11 protein-coding genes and 4 tRNA genes are annotated in these 16,213 nt (G+C 71.8%); 9 read left to right on the top strand and 6 right to left on the bottom strand.

The genetic code is table 11. The annotated features are described in order from the left end of the window. Positions 1 to 7: 7 nt before the first annotated feature. Positions 8 to 565 (bottom strand): GNAT family N-acetyltransferase, encoded by a 558-nt coding sequence (locus tag IW245_RS19045; RefSeq protein ID WP_197004525.1) that lies wholly within the window; start codon positions 563 to 565, stop codon positions 8 to 10. A 122-nt stretch (positions 566 to 687) separates the two neighbouring features. Next, on the bottom strand, positions 688 to 2,109 hold the full coding sequence (locus tag IW245_RS19040) for a CHAP domain-containing protein (protein WP_197004524.1): 1,422 nt from the start codon (positions 2,107 to 2,109) through the stop codon (positions 688 to 690). A gap of 730 nt (positions 2,110 to 2,839) precedes the next feature. Here IW245_RS19040 and IW245_RS19035 point away from each other — a divergent pair. The 4 genes from IW245_RS19035 (at position 2,840) to IW245_RS19020 (ending at position 3,151) form a co-directional block, all read left to right on the top strand. After that, positions 2,840 to 2,912 (top strand) — tRNA-Leu (locus IW245_RS19035). A gap of 5 nt (positions 2,913 to 2,917) precedes the next feature. After that, a tRNA-Thr gene (locus IW245_RS19030) sits at positions 2,918 to 2,990 on the top strand. A gap of 2 nt (positions 2,991 to 2,992) precedes the next feature. Then, positions 2,993 to 3,067: transfer RNA gene (locus IW245_RS19025), tRNA-Leu, on the top strand. 10 nt (positions 3,068 to 3,077) lie between these two features. Then, a tRNA-Arg gene (locus IW245_RS19020) sits at positions 3,078 to 3,151 on the top strand. A 31-nt stretch (positions 3,152 to 3,182) separates the two neighbouring features. On the opposite strand, the gene IW245_RS19015 is transcribed toward IW245_RS19020, so the two are convergent. The 3 genes from IW245_RS19015 to IW245_RS19005 are packed head-to-tail and all read right to left on the bottom strand — an operon-like array spanning position 3,183 to position 7,444. Next, positions 3,183 to 3,710: a type II toxin-antitoxin system PemK/MazF family toxin gene (locus IW245_RS19015; RefSeq protein WP_197004523.1), complete on the bottom strand. Its 528-nt coding sequence runs from the start codon at positions 3,708 to 3,710 to the stop codon at positions 3,183 to 3,185. Between the two features lie 9 nt (positions 3,711 to 3,719). Continuing rightward, positions 3,720 to 4,793, bottom strand: coding sequence for an ATP-dependent DNA ligase (locus IW245_RS19010; RefSeq protein WP_197004522.1), 1,074 nt, complete (start codon positions 4,791 to 4,793; stop codon positions 3,720 to 3,722). Positions 4,794 to 4,801: 8 nt separating this feature from the next. Then, positions 4,802 to 7,444 (bottom strand): MGH1-like glycoside hydrolase domain-containing protein, encoded by a 2,643-nt coding sequence (locus IW245_RS19005; RefSeq protein ID WP_372445186.1) that lies wholly within the window; start codon positions 7,442 to 7,444, stop codon positions 4,802 to 4,804. 66 nt (positions 7,445 to 7,510) lie between these two features. Here IW245_RS19005 and IW245_RS19000 point away from each other — a divergent pair, with 66 nt between their 5' ends. The 5 genes from IW245_RS19000 to IW245_RS18980 all read left to right on the top strand — a co-directional run bounded on the left by IW245_RS19000 (position 7,511) and on the right by IW245_RS18980 (position 14,940). Next, complete coding sequence (locus IW245_RS19000; RefSeq protein ID WP_197004521.1) at positions 7,511 to 9,424, top strand: amylo-alpha-1,6-glucosidase; 1,914 nt, start codon at positions 7,511 to 7,513, stop codon at positions 9,422 to 9,424. An 86-nt stretch (positions 9,425 to 9,510) separates the two neighbouring features. Next, positions 9,511 to 10,740, top strand: coding sequence for a glycosyltransferase family 4 protein (locus IW245_RS18995; protein WP_443673914.1), 1,230 nt, complete (start codon positions 9,511 to 9,513; stop codon positions 10,738 to 10,740). Continuing rightward, positions 10,737 to 12,620 carry a 1,4-alpha-glucan branching protein GlgB gene (glgB, locus tag IW245_RS18990; protein ID WP_197004519.1) on the top strand — a complete coding sequence of 628 codons (1,884 nt, stop codon included), beginning with the start codon at positions 10,737 to 10,739 and terminating at the stop codon, positions 12,618 to 12,620. Before IW245_RS18995 ends, glgB begins: the two co-directional genes overlap by 4 nt. A gap of 24 nt (positions 12,621 to 12,644) precedes the next feature. Continuing rightward, the gene (locus IW245_RS18985; protein ID WP_197004518.1) at positions 12,645 to 13,601 is read left to right on the top strand and encodes an inositol-3-phosphate synthase; all 957 of its coding nucleotides are present in this window, start codon (positions 12,645 to 12,647) and stop codon (positions 13,599 to 13,601) included. Positions 13,602 to 13,740: 139 nt separating this feature from the next. Further along, positions 13,741 to 14,940: an alginate lyase family protein gene (locus IW245_RS18980; RefSeq protein WP_197004517.1), complete on the top strand. Its 1,200-nt coding sequence runs from the start codon at positions 13,741 to 13,743 to the stop codon at positions 14,938 to 14,940. A gap of 159 nt (positions 14,941 to 15,099) precedes the next feature. Here IW245_RS18980 and mgrA read toward each other — a convergent pair whose 3' ends face one another. Continuing rightward, positions 15,100 to 16,134 (bottom strand): L-glyceraldehyde 3-phosphate reductase, encoded by a 1,035-nt coding sequence (gene mgrA / locus IW245_RS18975; protein WP_197004516.1) that lies wholly within the window; start codon positions 16,132 to 16,134, stop codon positions 15,100 to 15,102. Positions 16,135 to 16,213: the final 79 nt, after the last annotated feature.

Here is a 16,213-nt window from a genome sequence, read left to right as displayed (position 1 = left end):
GGGCCGGTCAGCTCGGCTGGCGGTCGTTGAGGATGCGCTGGAACAGGACGTGGTCGCGCCACTCCCCGTCGATGTGCAGGTAGTTCCGCGCCGTGCCGATCAGCTCGAAGCCGCAGTTGGCCAGTACACGCTGCGAGCCGACATTCGCGACCATGGCACCGGCCTCCAGCCGGTGCAGGCCCAGCCGCTCGTCGGCCGCCCGGCACGCCGCCAGCGCCGCAGCCGTCGCCAGCCCCCTGCCGACCTGGCCGGTGTCGATCCAGTAGCCCAGGTTGGCGCTGCGCAGCGGGCCGTGCGCGATGTTGGTCAGGGTCACGGTGCCGACGACCTCGCTGTCGTCGAGCAGGACCCACAGCGCGAGCCGGCCCGCCGCGCGTTGCTGGAGCTGGTCGGTCAGGCGCGCGACCTGGCCGGCGAGGGTGAAGAAGTCCTCGCCCCGGCGGGGGTCCCAGGGGCGCAGGTGGTCCCGGTTGCGCAGGTAGGCGCGGTGCAGGCCCGGGGCGTCGGCCAGGGTCGCCGGCCGCAGGGTCACGCCCGGGACGAGGGCGACGGAGTCGTTGATCATGACTCCACCCTAGGCCGCCGGCACAGGGGAGGGCTCCGGCGCTTTGGAACCCTGGTCGGACCACAAGCCGGCGGTGGGCCACGGCGGACGTTCCGCCGTGGCCCACCGCCGTGGGCCGAGGGTCAGCCGATGATCATCTGGGTGCCGTCCGAGCCGACCGCGATGGCCTTGACGCCGGCGTCGCTCTCGCGATTCCAGCCGTACAGGCCGATCGTGTTCTTGGCGTAGACCTGCCCGTCGCTACCGATGATCATCTGGACACCGCCGTTGGTGGCGATCGCCGAGACGCCCGCGTCGCTCTCCCGGGTCCAGCCGTACAGGCCGATGCCGCTCTTCGCCAGGACGGTGCCGTCGTTGGTGAGGATCATCTGGGTACCGTCGTAACCTGCCGCGATGGCCTTGATGCCGGTGTCGCTCTCGCGGGTCCAGCCGTACAGGCCGATGCTGTTCTTGGCGTAGACCTGACTGTCGCTGCCGATGATCATCTGGGTGCCGTCGTAGCCCACCGCAATGGCCTTGGCTCCGGCGTCGCTCTCGCGGGTCCAGCCGTACAGGCCGATGCCGCTCTTCGCCAGGACGGTGCCGTCATTGCCGAGGATCATCTGGACGCCGCCGCTGGTGGCGATGGCCTTGACGCCGGTGTCGCTCTCGCGGGTCCAGCCGTAGAGGCCGATGCTGTTCTTGGCGTAGACCTGTCCGTCGCTGCCGATGATCATCTGGGTACCGTCGGAGCCGACGGCGATGGCCCTGGCTCCGGCGTCGCTCTCCCGGGTCCAGCCGTACGTGCCGATCGACGTCTTGGCGTACACCGTGCCGTTGCTGCTGAGGATCATCTGCACGCCACCGTCGGCGGCGACCGCCCTGACGTCGGGATCGCTCTCCGTCGTCCAGCCGTAGAGCCCGACGCCGTTTTTGGCCAACGCCTGGCCCACCTTGCCCACCGGCGTGACGTACGCGCTGATCGTGTTGCCCTGGGCGCTCTGGTAGCTGCCGACGGGGGCCTGGGAGGCGGGGACGGCGTTGGTCATGACCTTGTCGCTGAAGTTGCCGTTGGTGACTTCGATGGAGCCGTTCGCGTTGACGAGGGTGACCAGGCCGACGTGGTCGCTGTAGGTGGCGTAGCCGTTGGAATCGTAGGAGGTGACGTTGTAGACGGCGGCGTCCCCGACCTGGGGCTGGTAGCCGGTGTCGGTGTGCAGGGTGCCGTGGTTCTTGCCGTAGTTGTAGAAGGTCCAGGAGCCCTGGGTCAGGCCGGTGACGTCGATGGAGTGGTTGCCGGCGTTGGCCCAGGCCCAGCCGGCGAAGTCGGCGCACCAGGCGTTGCCGGAGCAGCTGCTCTCGTTGGGGCCCTGGAAGCCGATACCCCCCAGACTGTTGGTCTGGCAGGAACCCTTGTTCTCGTTGGCCCGGGCGAGGGCGCTGATGTCGTAGCCCGGCGCGGAACCGCTGCCGGCGTGGGCCGGGGTGACGGCGCCGAGGATGCTGCCGGTGAGGGCTGCGGTGGTGACCAGGCCGGCGAGGGTGCGGCGGATGACTGTGTTCATGGCGTGGGGTTGTCCGTCTCTTGTGGAGTGATCAGTAGTTGGGGAGGTGCTGGGCGATCTCGTCGGTGACGGGCGTGACCTTTCGAGGCATGACAGACTCCACCCGTGTACGAAATAATGGGATTTGGAAGTTTCGCTCCGATGTGGTGCGTTCTTCCGATGTGGTGAACTCTGCCAGCCGCTCGGGGCGATGTCACCAGCCTCGGCATGGCACCAAGATGCATGGCGTCTTGCGGCCAGAAAGGATTCTGCCCGAATGGTGCCGTCGCGCGCCCGATGGGAGGTCGGGGCGGCGCAGGGTGGCGGGGCCGGACCCCTGCCGCACGCGTATTCGTTCGTGGTGGAAAAGGAAAGCTCGAAAATGGCGCTGTGCGTCGTGGCCGGCGTGAGGCGCCTAAATGCGTTGCGGCGCTGTGGGGCGGGTCGTAGTGTTCTGGCAGACGTAAGGCAGACCTGAAGGAGCATCCGATGTCGCGGCAGACCACGAGCACGACGGAGCGGCGACTCGCCGTGACCGGTGCGGTCGCGCTGCGGTCGGGCCTGCTGGGCCGTGAGCTGCGCCTACTGGGCAGGTGGACAGGCTAGCGCCACGAGCGCTGACCAGCCGCCGACCAGACAATGGGACGGCGGCTTTTTCTATTCCCAGACAATCGCGGACGATTCTTTCCCCCGGCAATCGCGGGCGAGCCTTTTCGACAACTCCACAGCGGACGGCATGCAAGGAATACACGCCGTTGTAGCCCAATGGTAGAGGCACCAGGTCGAGGGCCTGGACAGCGCGGGTTCGACCCCCGCCGACGGTACGCGCGCCAGCGAAGCAGAACAGGATCTGCGCCGATCTTGTACATCGGAGTTAGCGAGTTCGAATCTCGTCGCTGGCCCCGCCTGGGTAGCCCAACTGGCAGGAGGCGCAGAGCTCAGAACTCTGACAGTGGAGGTTCGAATCCTCTCCCAGGCACGTGGTGCATGCCCCGGTGGCGCAGCTGGAGAGCGCGCCGCGCTACGAACGCGGAGGCCGCAGGTTCGAATCCTGCCCGGGGCACGTCATGCCGTCCGCTGTGCTGGTCCCAGGCTCAGGCCCAGCCGTAGTGGGTGCGGAGTTCCTGGGCGACGCGGTCGAAGCGGGACCTGTCCAGGACCGCGCCCTCGCGCCGGATCCCCTTCTCCGGCACGTCGAGCACCCGGTCCAGCCGGATCCAGCTCGGCCGCTGCTCCCGGTCCCACGAGCCCGGGCCCAGCGCCAGCCACCCGCGCTGGCCGTCGCGTTCGCTCTGGCTGGACAGCATCAGGCCGAGCAGCCGGTCGCGGTCGCGGCCGACGACGAGGACCGGGCGGTCCTTGCCCTGGGACGGGTCGTCCTCGTACTCCACCCAGGTCCAGACGATCTCGCCCGGGTCGGCCTGGCCGTCGGGCTGGGGCGCGTACACCAGGTGCCGGCCGCCGGCGGGCACCGGGCCCGGTCGGGACCTCGCGCGCTGGCCGGCGCCCGGTGCGGTCCCGGGGGTCGGCCGGCCGGGCGGCGGTCCCGGCGTGGCCACCGGCGCGGCGGGCGCGGGCTTCCGACGGAACGGTGCGGTGACGGCTCTCCACAGGGTGCGCATGCCGGCACCCTATCGGGAGCCGGCGGACAGGACCTCACGCAGGTCGAAGCGGACCGGTTCCTCCAGTTGGGCGTACGTGCACGACGCGGGGTCGCGGTCCGGGCGCCAGCGGCGGAACTGGGTGGTGTGCCGGAACCGGGGACCCTCCATGTGGTCGTAGGCCACCTCCACCACCCGTTCGGGTCGCAGCGCGACGAACGACAGGTCCTTCGTCGCGCTCCACCGGCTGCGCTCGGCCTCCCGGGGCGTCCGCGTGCCGGCCTCCTGTGCCGCCCATGTCCACGGGTGGTCCTCCGCCGAGGTCACCAGGGGGGCCAGCTCCTGGAGGAGCGAACGCCGGGTGGCCATCGGGAACGCGCCGATCACGCCGACGAAGGCGAGGGAGCCGTCGGGTGAGTACAGGCCCAGGAGCAGGGAGCCGATCGCGTCGGGGCCGGACGTGTGCACCCGGTAGCCGGCGACCACGCAGTCGGCGGTGCGCTCGTGTTTGACCTTGGACATCAGGCGCTTGTCCGGCTGGTACAACAGATCGGGCTTCTTCGCGATCAGGCCGTCGAGCCCGGCCCCCTCGAACTGCTCGAACCAGCGGGCGGCCACGGTCTCGTCGGTGGTCGTCGGGGTCAGGTGCACCGGGCCGTCGACCCCGGCCAGGGCCTCTTCCAGAGAAGCCCGGCGGGCGTTGAACGGCTGACCGGTGAGATCCGCGTCCCCGAGCGCGAGCAGATCGAAAGCGACGAACAACGCGGGGGTACTCCCCGCGAGCAGCCGGACCCGGGACGCCGCCGGGTGGATCCGCTGCTGGAGCGCCTCGAAGTCCAGGCCGGAGTGGCTGGTCGACGCCACGATGATCTCCCCGTCGAGCACGCAGCGGGGCGGGACCTGGGCGCGGACGGCCTCGACGAGCTCCGGGAAGTACCGGACCATGGACTTGGTGTTGCGGCTGCCGATCTCGACCTCGTCGCCGTCGCGGAACACGATGGCGCGGAAGCCGTCCCATTTGGGTTCGTAGAACTGGCCCGACGGGATCGCGGGCACCGGTTTCGCCAACATGGGAAGCAGCGGCGGCATCACGGGCAGGTCCATCGGGTCTCCTACCGTCGGCGGGTGAGGATCAGGTCGGCGATCAGGGCCGTCCAGCCGGTCTGGTGCCACGCGCCGAGGCCGGCGCCGTTGTCGCCGTGGAAGTATTCGGGGAACGCGATCAGGTCCCGCCAGTCCGGGTGGCTCTGCAACAGCTCGCTCGCACCGTACATCGGGCGGCGGCCGTGCGGGTCGGGGACGAACAGGGAGATCAGCCGGTCCGACAGGTCGTCGGCCACCTCGTCCAGGGTCACGGTCCGGCCGGTGCCGGTGGGGTACTCGACCTCCAGCTCGTCGCCGAAGTACTCGCCGAAGCCGCGTAGCGCGCCGATCAGCAGGTAGTTCATCGGCATCCAGAGTGGACCGCGCCAGTTGGAGTTGCCGCCGAACAGGCCGGTGCGCGACTCGGCCGGCTCGTAGCCGACGGTGTAGGCGGTGCCGCCGAGGGTCACGGAGAACGGGTCGGCCAGGTGTCGGCGGGACAGGGTGCGCAGGCCGTGCGGGCTGAGGAACTCCTCCTCGTCGAGCATCACGCTGAGGATCCTGGTCAGGTTCGTCGGGCCGACGACGGACAGCAGCCGGTGCTGGTGGCCGGCCTCGCAGGCCCGGTGCACCCCGATCAGGTCGGCGTACTCCGGCCGGTTCGTCACGAACCACTGCAGCCGAGCGGCCAGCTCCGGCAGCCGGGACAGGGTCACCGAGTCCAGGGTCGTCGTCGCGCACAGCGGCAGCAGGCCCACCACGGAACGCACCTTCAGCGGGAGCCGGCTGTCGTCGGGCAGGTGCAGCACGTCGTAGAAGAAGCCGTCCTTGTCGTCCCACAGGTCCTGGTGGTAGGCGGCCGCCGCGATGTACGCGAAGTGCTCGAAGAACTTCGTCGCGATGTCCACGTACGCCGGGTCGCGCAGCGCCAGGATCAGCGCCATGTCGAACAGGTTGAGGGCGTACATCGCCATCCAGCCGGTGCCGTCGGACTGCTCGAGCACCCCGGCCGCCGGCAGCGCCGCCGACCGGTCGAAGGGGCCCACGTTGTCCAGGCCGAGGAAGCCGCCCTCGAAGACGTTGTTGCCGTTGACGTCCTTGCGGTTCACCCACCAGGTGAAGTTGATCAGGAGCTTGTGCATCACCCGGGCCAGGAAGTCGTGGTCGCGCGCGCCGTCGAGGTGGAAGACCTGCAGAGCCGCCCACGCGTGTACCGGCGGGTTGACGTCGTCGAACGCCCACTCGTAGGCCGGGATCTGCCCGTTGGGGTGCATGTACCACTCGCGGAGCAGCAGGAGCACCTGTTCCTTGGCGAAGCCGGGGTCGACCCGGGCGAGGGTGACGCAGTGGAAGGCCAGGTCCCAGGCCGCGTACCACGGATACTCCCACGGGTCGGGCATCGAGATGATGTCCGAGGAGTGCATGTGCCACCAGTTGGCGTTGCGGGTCCGGCCCTCCGGCGGCGGGGCCGACGTCGGGTCGCCGGTCAGCCAGCGCGCCACGTCGAAGTGGTAGAACTGCTTGCCCCACATCAGCCCGGCGAACGCGGCCCGGGCCACCGCGCGCTCGGCCCGGCTGGCGTGCGCGGGGATCAGGTCGTCGTAGAAGGCGTCGGCCTCGGCGCGCCGGGCTGTCAGCACCGCGTCGAACGCCGCGCCCAGGTCGCAGCCGGGGTCGGCGTGCGCCCCGGAGCCGGTGCCTGTCAGCTTGAGCCGGAGTCTGATCTCCCGCGAACCGCCGGCCGGCACGTCCAGCACGTAGTGCAGCGCGGCCTTCGTGCCCTCCTCCTCCGGGTTGACGGTCTCGGCGCCGTGCACGACGTGGTCGTTGATGCCGTCCTTCGGGTACGCCGTGCGAGGCCCCTGCCCCCACAGTCGGGGCGCGTTGGACTCGTTGTCGCAGTACAGCCGGCGTGGCTCGCCGTCCCCGGCCAGGGTGATCTCGCCGAGCAGCTGGTGGCGGCCGACGAGCCGGTTGCCCTCGCCGGCGATCCGGGGCACCCGGTCCCGGAACGGCGTGCCCCACGACCACGTGTTGCGGAACCACAGGTGCGGCAGCACGTGCAGGGTCGCGGCCTCCGGCCCCCGGTTGGCGACCGTGACCAGCACGCACAGGTCGGTGGGGGAGCTCTTCGCGTAGTCGACGGTCACGGCCCAGTACCGGTCGTCGGCGAACACCCCGGTGTCGACCAGCTCGTACTCCGGGTCCTCGCGGGTCCGGGCGGCGTTCACGGCGACCAGGTCGTCGTAGGGGAACGGCCGCTGTGGATAGTGGTACCGCCAGCGCATCCACGAGTGCGTCGGCGTGGAGTCCTGGTACCACCAGTGGTCCTTGACGTCCTCGCCGTGGTTGCCGGTGTCGCCGCCCAGCCCGAACATCCGCTCCTTGAGGATCGGGTCCACGCCGTTCCACAGGGCCAGGGCGAAACAGAACCGTTGCCGGTCGTCGCACACCCCGGCCATGCCGTCCTCGCTCCACCGGTACGCGCGGGACCGGGCGTGGTCGTGCGGCAGGTACTCCCAGGCGGTGCCGTGCGCGCTGTAGTCCTCGCGGACCGTGCCCCAGGCGCGTTCGGCCAGGTAGGGGCCCCACGCCCGCCAGGGGACCCCGTCCTCGTCGGCCTCGGCCAGCCGGCGGCGTTCGGCCCCGGGCACGTCGTCGGTTGAGGTCACTCCCTGATTTTGCCTGGTATTTCGGTAAGAATGTGGATTGTTCGCGCTTCGGGTCTCGGGGGTCACGTGCTGTCGATCGGATTCGGTACCCAGGTGTGCGGCGACCTCGCGGCCGGCGCGACCCGCGAATGGCTGGTCCCCGACGGCCTCGGCGGGTACGCCATGGGCACCGTGTCGGGCCTGCGCACCCGCCGCTACCACGGCCTGCTCGTGGTCCCCGGGGTCCGCCACCTCGCCCTCGCGGCCCTCGACCCCGTGCTGACCTGGCCCTCCGGGGCGCGGGTCCGGCTCGGGACGCACGAGTGGGCCTCCGGGGCCGTGGAGCCGGCCGGGCACACCTACCTGGAGAGCTTCGACCTGGTCGACGGGCTGCCGTGCTGGCGGTGGCGGATCGGCGACGTGCTCCTGGAGCGGACCCTGGCCATGGAGACCGGCCGGACCTCCCTCGCGGTCCGGCACCGGCTGCTGGCCGGCGGGCCGGTCCGGCTCGTCCTCGACGCGCTGTGCACCTGGCGGGACGCGCACGGCGAGCGCACGGCCGCCGGCCCGCCGCCGGTCGTGGCGCCGGCCGCGGACGGGGCCGTCGTCGAGGGCGCCTACCGGCTCGCCGGGCCGAGCTGGGCCGCGACCGGGGACTGGTGGCGGGGGGTGCACCACCGGGAGGAGCGGGCCCGGGGGCTGTCGGCGGAGGAGGACCTGTGGCACGCCGGGACGTTCACGGCGGACCTGGCCGGGCCGGGGACGGTCCTGGACGTGGCGGCCTGGGCCGGGGACCTGGGGGAGCCGCCCCCGCCCGTGGGCACCGTGATCGACGCCGCCCGGCGGAGGTTGCGCGCCATCGCGGCTGGCGCGCCGGGTGACGCCGTGGCCGCGACGCTGCGGGTGGCAGCCTCGGCGTTCATCGTCGCCACCCCGACCGGCCCGGACGTCGTCGCCGGCTACCCCTGGTTCGGCCCGTGGACCCGCGACACGCTGACCAGCTACGAGGGCCTGTTCCTCGCCACCGGTTGGGCGGACGAGGGCCGTGAACTCCTCCGCGCCCACGCCGCGACCCTGTCCGAGGGGATGCTGGCGAACACGGCGGACACCGGGGCGGTCGAGTACAACAGCGTGGACGCCGCGCTGTGGTTCCCGCACGCCGTCGGGCGGCACGTGCGCGCCACCGGGGACCTCGACCTGGCCGCCGAGCTCGGGCCGACCCTGCGCGCGATCGTGGAGCACCACCTGGCCGGCACCCGGTACGGCATCGGCGTCGACCCCGCCGACGGCCTGCTCCGACAGGGCGCGCCCGGGGTGGCGCTGACCTGGATGGACGCCCGGGTCGACGGCGTGCCCGTCACGCCCCGGACCGGCAAGCCCGTCGAGGTCAACGCGCTGTGGATCAACGCGCTCGCCGCGGTCGGGGACCTGGCCCGCCGGGTCGGGGAGTCGCCGGGACCGGCGGACGCCGCCCACGACCGGGCGCTGTCGTCGTTCGCCGGCAGGTACCCGGGCCCCGACGGGCTGCTGTACGACGTCGTGGACGGGCCGGCGGGCGACGACCCGACGATCCGGCCCAACCAGCTGCTCGCCTGGTCGCTGCCCGGCGCGCCGCTGCGTCCCACGCCGGAGCAGCTCGCCCGGCTCGCCGCGCGGCTGCTCACCCCGCTGGGCCTGCGCAGCCTCGGCCCGAGTGCGCTGGACTACCGGCCGGCGCACCGGGGCGGGCCGGCGGAGCGGGACGCGGCCTACCACCAGGGCACGGTGTGGCCGTGGCTGCTGGGGCCGTACGCGGACGCGTGCGCGCGGGCCGGCGTACCCGGCAATGATCTTTTCGGCGGGGTTGAGAAGCATTTGTCAGAATTTGGACTAGGGTCGGTCAGCGAAACCACGGACGGCGACCCGCCGCACGCCGCCACCGGCTGCCCTTTCCAGGCCTGGTCGGTCGCGGAGGTGCTGCGCAGCCGCCCGTGGGGGTCAGCCGACACTAGACAGCCGTAGGGGAACGCGTCATGACGCCCGAAACGCCGCCCGTACCGTCCGGACCGCTTCGGGTTCTCCTCCTGGCCTGGGAATATCCGCCGGTCATGGTCGGCGGACTCGGCCGGCACGTGCACGCCCTGGCCACCCAGCTCGCCGTCGCCGGCCACGCGGTCACCGTCGTCACCCGGCACGCCCCGGGGCTGCCCGTCGACGAGATGCGCGGCGGCGTCCGGGTCGTCCGGGCGCCCGAGGACCCGCCGCCGTTCCCGCTCGCGACGTCGTCGCTGCTGGCCTGGACGATGGCGTTCAACCACGCGCTGACCCGCGCGGCCCTGCGCGCGGCGGCGACGGCGGAGTTCGACGTCATCCACGCGCACGACTGGCTCGTCACGCACACCGCCGTCACGCTCACCGAACACCTCCGCCTGCCGCTCGTGGCCACCATCCACGCCACCGAGGCCGGCCGGCACCAGGGCTGGCTGCCCGAGGAGATGAACCGCTGCATCCACGCCGTCGAGTGGTGGCTCGCCCGGGAGGCCAGCCGGATGCTGGTGTGCTCGGAGTACATGAAGTGGGAGGTCACCCGGCTCCTCGAACTGCATGACGCCGCCGTCGAGGTCATCCCCAACGGCGTCGACGACCGCCGGTGGCGCGCCCCCCGCAAGGCCGTCGAACGGGCCCGTGAGCGGTTCACCGCCCACGACGGCCCCCTCGTCGTCTACGCCGGCCGCCTCGTCTACGAGAAGGGCGTCCAGGACCTGATCAGCGCACTGCCCACTCTGCGCGACCGGCACCCGGGCCTGCGACTGGTGATCGCCGGCGACGGCCCGCACCGCACCGAACTGGCCGAACACTGCGCCCGGATCGGCCAGGACGTCGAGTTCTGCGGCTTCATGGAGGAGGTCGACCTGGCGGCGCTGCTCGCCGTGGCCGACGCCGTCGTGGTGCCCAGCCTGTACGAGCCGTTCGGGATGGTCGCCCTGGAGGCCTCCGCCGCCGGCGCGCCGCTGGCGGCCGCGGCCACCGGGGGGCTGCTCGCGATCGTCCAGCACGGCAAGACCGGGCTCGCGTTCCCGCCCGCGGACCCCGCGGCGCTCGCCGACGCCGTCACCCGGCTGCTCGAGGACCCGAAGGCCGCCAAGCGGATGGTCGCCAAGGCCCGCGCGATGATCCGCAAGAACTACCTGTGGCCCACGATCGCGGCCACGACCGCGCAGGCGTACGCCGCCGCCATCGACGAGGCCTCGGTGCTCAGCCCGCGGGTGGCCGGCGTCGAACGTCCGGCGATCGTGGTACCGGAGGGCAACCTGCTCGCCCTCGCCGCCACCCCGTGACCACGGCCTTCGACACGCCGGCCCGGCCCGGGGACCTCGACCTGTTCCTGTTCGGCGAGGGCCGGCACGAGCGGCTATGGACGGTCCTCGGCGCGCACCCCGACGACACCGGCTGCCGGTTCGCGGTCTGGGCGCCGCGGGCCCGTGAGGTGCGGGTCGTCGGCGACCACCCCGGCTGGGACCCCGACGACGGCCACCGCCTCGAACCCTGCGGCACCAGCGGCGTCTGGGCCGGACACGTGCCGGGGATCCGGCCCGGGCAGCGGTACAAGTACCGGATCCACGGGGTCGACGGGTCCTGGCGGGACCGGGCCGACCCGATGGCGCGGGCCACCGAGTGCCCGCCGCGCACCGCCTCCGTCGTGCACGCCCCGGCCCACACCTGGGGCGACGCGGCCTGGCTCGCCGGCCGCGCGACGGACCACCACGCACGACCCCTTTCCGTGTACGAGGTCCACCTCGGCTCCTGGCGCCCCGGCCTGTCCTACCGCGACCTAGCAGACCAGCTGGTCGGCCACGTGACCTACCTCGGCTTCACCCATGTGGAGTTCATGCCGGTGATGGAGCACCCGTACGGCGGCTCCTGGGGCTACCACGTCACCGGCTACTTCGCCCCCACCGCGCGGTTCGGCGACCCCGACGACCTGCGGTACCTGATCGACCGGCTGCACCAGGCCGGGATCGGCGTCCTCCTCGACTGGGTGCCGGCGCACTTCCCGGCCGACGACTGGGCGCTGGCCCGCTTCGACGGCGACGCGTTGTACGAGCACCCCGACCCGCGCCGGGGCACCCACCCCGACTGGGGCAGCCTGATCTTCGACTACGGCCGGCCCGAGGTGCGCAACTTTTTGGTGGCCAGCGCCCGGTACTGGTGCGAGGAGTTCCACATCGACGGCCTGCGGGTCGACGGCGTCGCCTCGATGCTCTACCTCGACTACTCCCGGGGCCCCGGCCAGTGGGAACCCAACCACCACGGCGGCCGGGAGAACACCGAGGCGATCGGTTTCCTCCGCCAACTCAACACCGCCGTCTACCAGGGCTCGCCCGGCGCGGTGATGATCGCCGAGGAGTCCACGGCCTGGCCCGGCGTGTCCCGGCCCGTCGAGTGGGGCGGCCTCGGCTTCGGGCTGAAGTGGAACATGGGCTGGATGCACGACACCCTCACCTACCTGGGCCGCGACCCGGTGCACCGCCGGCACCACCACGACGAGGTCACCTGGCCGTCGGTGTACGCCTTCGAGGAGCAGTTCCTGCTCGCGATCAGCCACGACGAGGTCGTGCACGGCAAAGGCGCGCTGCTGGCCAAGCTGCCCGGGGACCGGTGGCAGCGGCTCGCCGGGCTGCGCGGGCTGCTCGGCTACATGTGGGCGTACCCGGGAAAGAAGTTGCTCTTCATGGGCTTCGAACTCGGCGCGGAGAACGAGTGGAGCGAGCACCTCGGCCTGGACTGGGCCGCCGCCGAGGACCCCGGGGCCGTCGGGGTGCGCGCGCTGATCCGCGACCTGAACCTCGGCTACCGCGACCGGCCGGCGCTGTGGGCGCGCGACGCCGACCCGACGGGTTTTCAGTGGATCTCCTGCCACGACCGGGACAGCAACGTGTTGTCCTTCCTGCGCTGGGGACCGGACGGTTCCGTGCTCGCGTGCGTCGTCAACTTCGCCGGCACGCCCCGGGCCGACCACCGGGTGGGGCTGCCGTTCCCGGGCCGGTGGCGCGAGGTGCTCAACACGGACTCGCGGCTGTACGGCGGATCCGACGTGGGGTGCTGGGGGAGCCTGCTCGCGGCCCCGACGCCGTGCGACGGCCAGCCGGCGTCGGCGCTCGTGCAGCTCGGGCCGCACGCCGCCGTCTGGCTCACCCCGCAGCGGGATGTCGTCTGACGGCCTCCGTGTAGCCTCCCTCCCATGATCAACAGAGCGAGGGTCGCCGTGGTCGGCGTCGGCAACAACATCTCGGCACTGGTCCAGGGCATCGCGTTCTACCGCGACTCGGGCAGTCTGGTCGGCATCCGCCGCCCCGTCGTCGACGGCCTGGGCGTCGGCGACGTCGACATCGTGGCCGCGTTCGCCGTCTCCGACGAGAAGGTGGGCGCGGACCTCACCGACGCGATCTTCATGGCGCCCAACAACTACCCCCGGATCGGCGCGGGGTTGCCGCCGTCCGGCGTGCGGGTGCAGTGGGGCCTGACCGACGAGACCGGGATCGACCGGGTCGCCCAGGCCCTGGCCGGCGCCGAGGTGGTGCTCTACATGGCACCGTCCGGGCGGCCCGAGGTGGCCCGGGCCTACGCAGAGGCGGCCCTGCGGGCCGGGGTCGCCTTCGTCAACGCGACCTCCGACGTGGTCGCCCGCGACCCCCACCTGCTCGACCGGTTCGAGGCCGCGGGCCTGCCGCTCCTCGGGGACGACCTGACCAGCCAGTTCGGCACCTCGATCGTGCACCACGCCCTGCTGGGCCTGCTGGAGGAACGGGGACTCACGCTGGTCAGCTCCTACCAGGTCAACCTGGGGGGCACCGAGGACTTCCGCAACCTGACCCAGCACGGCGGCAGCAAGATGGTGTCCAAGCTCAACGCCCTGACCGGGGACCAGGCGACCAAGGACAAGGTCCAGATCGCCCCGCTCGGGTACCTCTCGCAGCTGGCGTCGGAGAAGGTGGTGTACCTCAATGTCGAGGCGCAGAGCTGGGGCGGGTCCCCGGTCAGCCTCGACGTCAAGCTGAAGGTGCACGACCCGAGTGGTGGCGCGGGCGTCACGATCGACCTGATCCGGATGGCGGTCGGCGCGCTGCGGGGCGGGCGCGGCGGGTACGCGGCGGAGGCGGCGGCCCTGCTCAAGTCCCCACCCGGAACGGCGCACTAGAAACAGGTCTTGTGTGGCGTTCGGCGGGGCGCGGAGCGTCCCGCCGAACGCGACCCGGCGCTGCCGGGGACACGGGACGACTTTCCGTCCTGCGGGAACCCGCGTTGACCGGGGTGCCGGGGGCTCGCACTCTCAGGGCATGTCACGCATATCCCGCCTGGTCACGGCCACCCTCGCGACCGCGGCGCTCCTGCTGCCGGTCCCGGCCGCCGCCCACCCGGCACCCTCGCCCCTCGCCCAGCCCCGGTCGGCCGCGGCCTTCGCGCACCCCGGCGTCCTCGTCAGCCGCCCCCAGCTCGACCTCGCCCGCGCGAAGGCCCTCGCCGGCGCCCAACCCTGGAAGTCCGCCTACGACGCGATGCGGACCAGCCCCTTCGCCTCGCTGTCCTGGTCGGCGAGGCCGCGTGCCATTGTGGAGTGCGGTTCGGCCTCGGTCCCGAACAACGGTTGCTCCGATGAGCGCGACGACGCGACGGCCGCGTACACCCAGGCCCTGCTCTGGTACATCACGAAGGACGCGAAGCACGCGCAGAAGGCCATCGCGATCATGGACGCGTGGTCGGCCGTGCTGCGCGACCACACGAACAGCAACGCCCCGTTGCAGACCGGCTGGGCGGGGGCGACGTTCGCCCGGGCGGCCGAGCTGATCCGGCACACCTACCCGTCGTGGCCGCAGGTCAACCGGTTCGCCACGATGTTGCGCACCGTCTACCTGCCCGAGGTGGTCAACGGCAGGGGCTGCACCAACGGCAACTGGGAACTCATCATGATGGACGCGGCGACCGGGATCGCGGTCTTCCTCGACGACCACGCGTCCTTCGATCACGCCGTCGCGATCTGGCGCGCACGGCTGCCGGCGTACATCTACCTGACCTCAGATGGAGCGCTCCCTCGGCCGCCGGCCAACTGCGGGTCGATCAACACCAGATCCGAGATCATCGGGTACTGGCAGGGCCAGTCCACCTTCACCGACGGCCTCGCCCAGGAGACCTGCCGCGACTTCGGCCACACCGGCTGGGGCCTGGAGGCCATCGCCCACGTGGCAGAGACGGCCCGCATCCAGGGCCTGGACCTCTACGCGGAGGCACAGCCCCGCCTCACCCAGGCCCTCTACTTCCACGCCCGGTACGAGCTGGGCACCGCTGTACCCGCCTCGCTCTGCGGCGGGTCGGTGAAGAAGGGGCTGGGTCCGACGACGGAGGTGGCGTTCAACGCGTTCCACACCCGGTCCGGACTGGACATGCCGACCACCCAGCGCTACACGGAGGCGCAGCGGCCGGCCGGCGAGGACCACTTCCTGGCCTGGGAGACCCTGACCCACGCGAACAACCCGTCCTGACCCGCCCCGCCTCGATCAACTACACGGTGTTGCACCTTTTCTGGCCTCGAGGACAGCAACAACGTGTAGTTGATCATCGAGGAGGGACTCCTGGCTGACTCCCGGGCCGGGGGCCGGGGAAGCCGCTGCGTGCCGGGGGAGGGGCCGCCGTAACCGTCTCTAGCTCTCGCTCGACTCCCGCCAGAGGTTGGCGCGGTCCGTGGCGTGCCGGTCGATCTCCACGAGCTCCTCCGGGGTCAGCTTCGCGCCGCGCACCGCCGCGAGGTTATTCTCCAACTGGGCCACCGACGACGCCCCGATCAGCGCGGACGTCATCCGTTCGTCGCGGAGCAGCCAGGTCAGCGCGAGCTGGGCCAGGGACTGCCCGCGCCTGGCCGCGATCTCGTTGAGGGCCCGCAACCGGCCGAGCATGGCGTCGGTCAGCGCGTGCGGGTCGAGGGACTTGCCCTGCGCCGCCCGCGAGTCGGCCGGGATGCCGCCGAGGTAGCGGTCGGTGAGCAGCCCCTGCTGCAGCGGCGCGAACCCGATGCAGCCAGCGCCGACGTCGGCGAGGGTGTCGAGCAGCCCGTCGTCCTCGATCCAGCGGTTGAGCATCGAGTACGACGGCTGGTGAATCAGCAGCGGCACCCCCAGGTCGGCCAGGATCGCCGCGGCCTCCCGGGTGCGCTCGGCGCTGTAGGAGGAGATCCCGACGTAGAGCGCCTTGCCCTGGCGCACGGCGCTGGCCAGCGCGCCCATGGTCTCCTCGAGCGGGGTGTCCGGATCGAAGCGGTGTGAGTAGAAGATGTCCACGTAGTCCACGCCCATCCGGGCCAGGGACTGGTCGAGGCTCGCCAGCAGGTACTTCCGCGAGCCCCACTCGCCGTACGGCCCCGGCCACATGTCGTAGCCGGCCTTCGTGGACAGCACCAGCTCGTCGCGGTAGGGCCGGAAATCCTGGGCGAACAGCGTGCCGAAGTTCGCCTCGGCCGCCCCGTACGGCGGCCCGTAGTTGTTCGCCAGGTCGAAGTGCGTCACCCCGAGGTCGAAGGCGCGGCGCAGGATGGCGCGCTGGGTCTCCAGGGGCTTGTCGTCGCCGAAGTTGTGCCACAGGCCGAGCGAGACCGCCGGGAGCTTGAGACCGCTGCGGCCGGTGCGCCGGTACTCCATCGTCGCGTAGCGGTCGTCGGCGGCTCGGAACGGCGCGGGGATCATCGAGGGGCCCTCTCGTCGGCGGTCATCGGCCCATTGTCCCCGAGGGTGTCGCGCGCGTGGCTCCTTCCTCATACTTCAT

The sequence above is a fragment of the Longispora fulva genome, assembly GCF_015751905.1.
Lineage (GTDB): Bacteria > Actinomycetota > Actinomycetes > Mycobacteriales > Micromonosporaceae > Longispora > Longispora fulva.
Note: the sequence above shows the minus strand (reverse complement) of the source record. Positions and strands in the feature narration are given on the sequence as shown.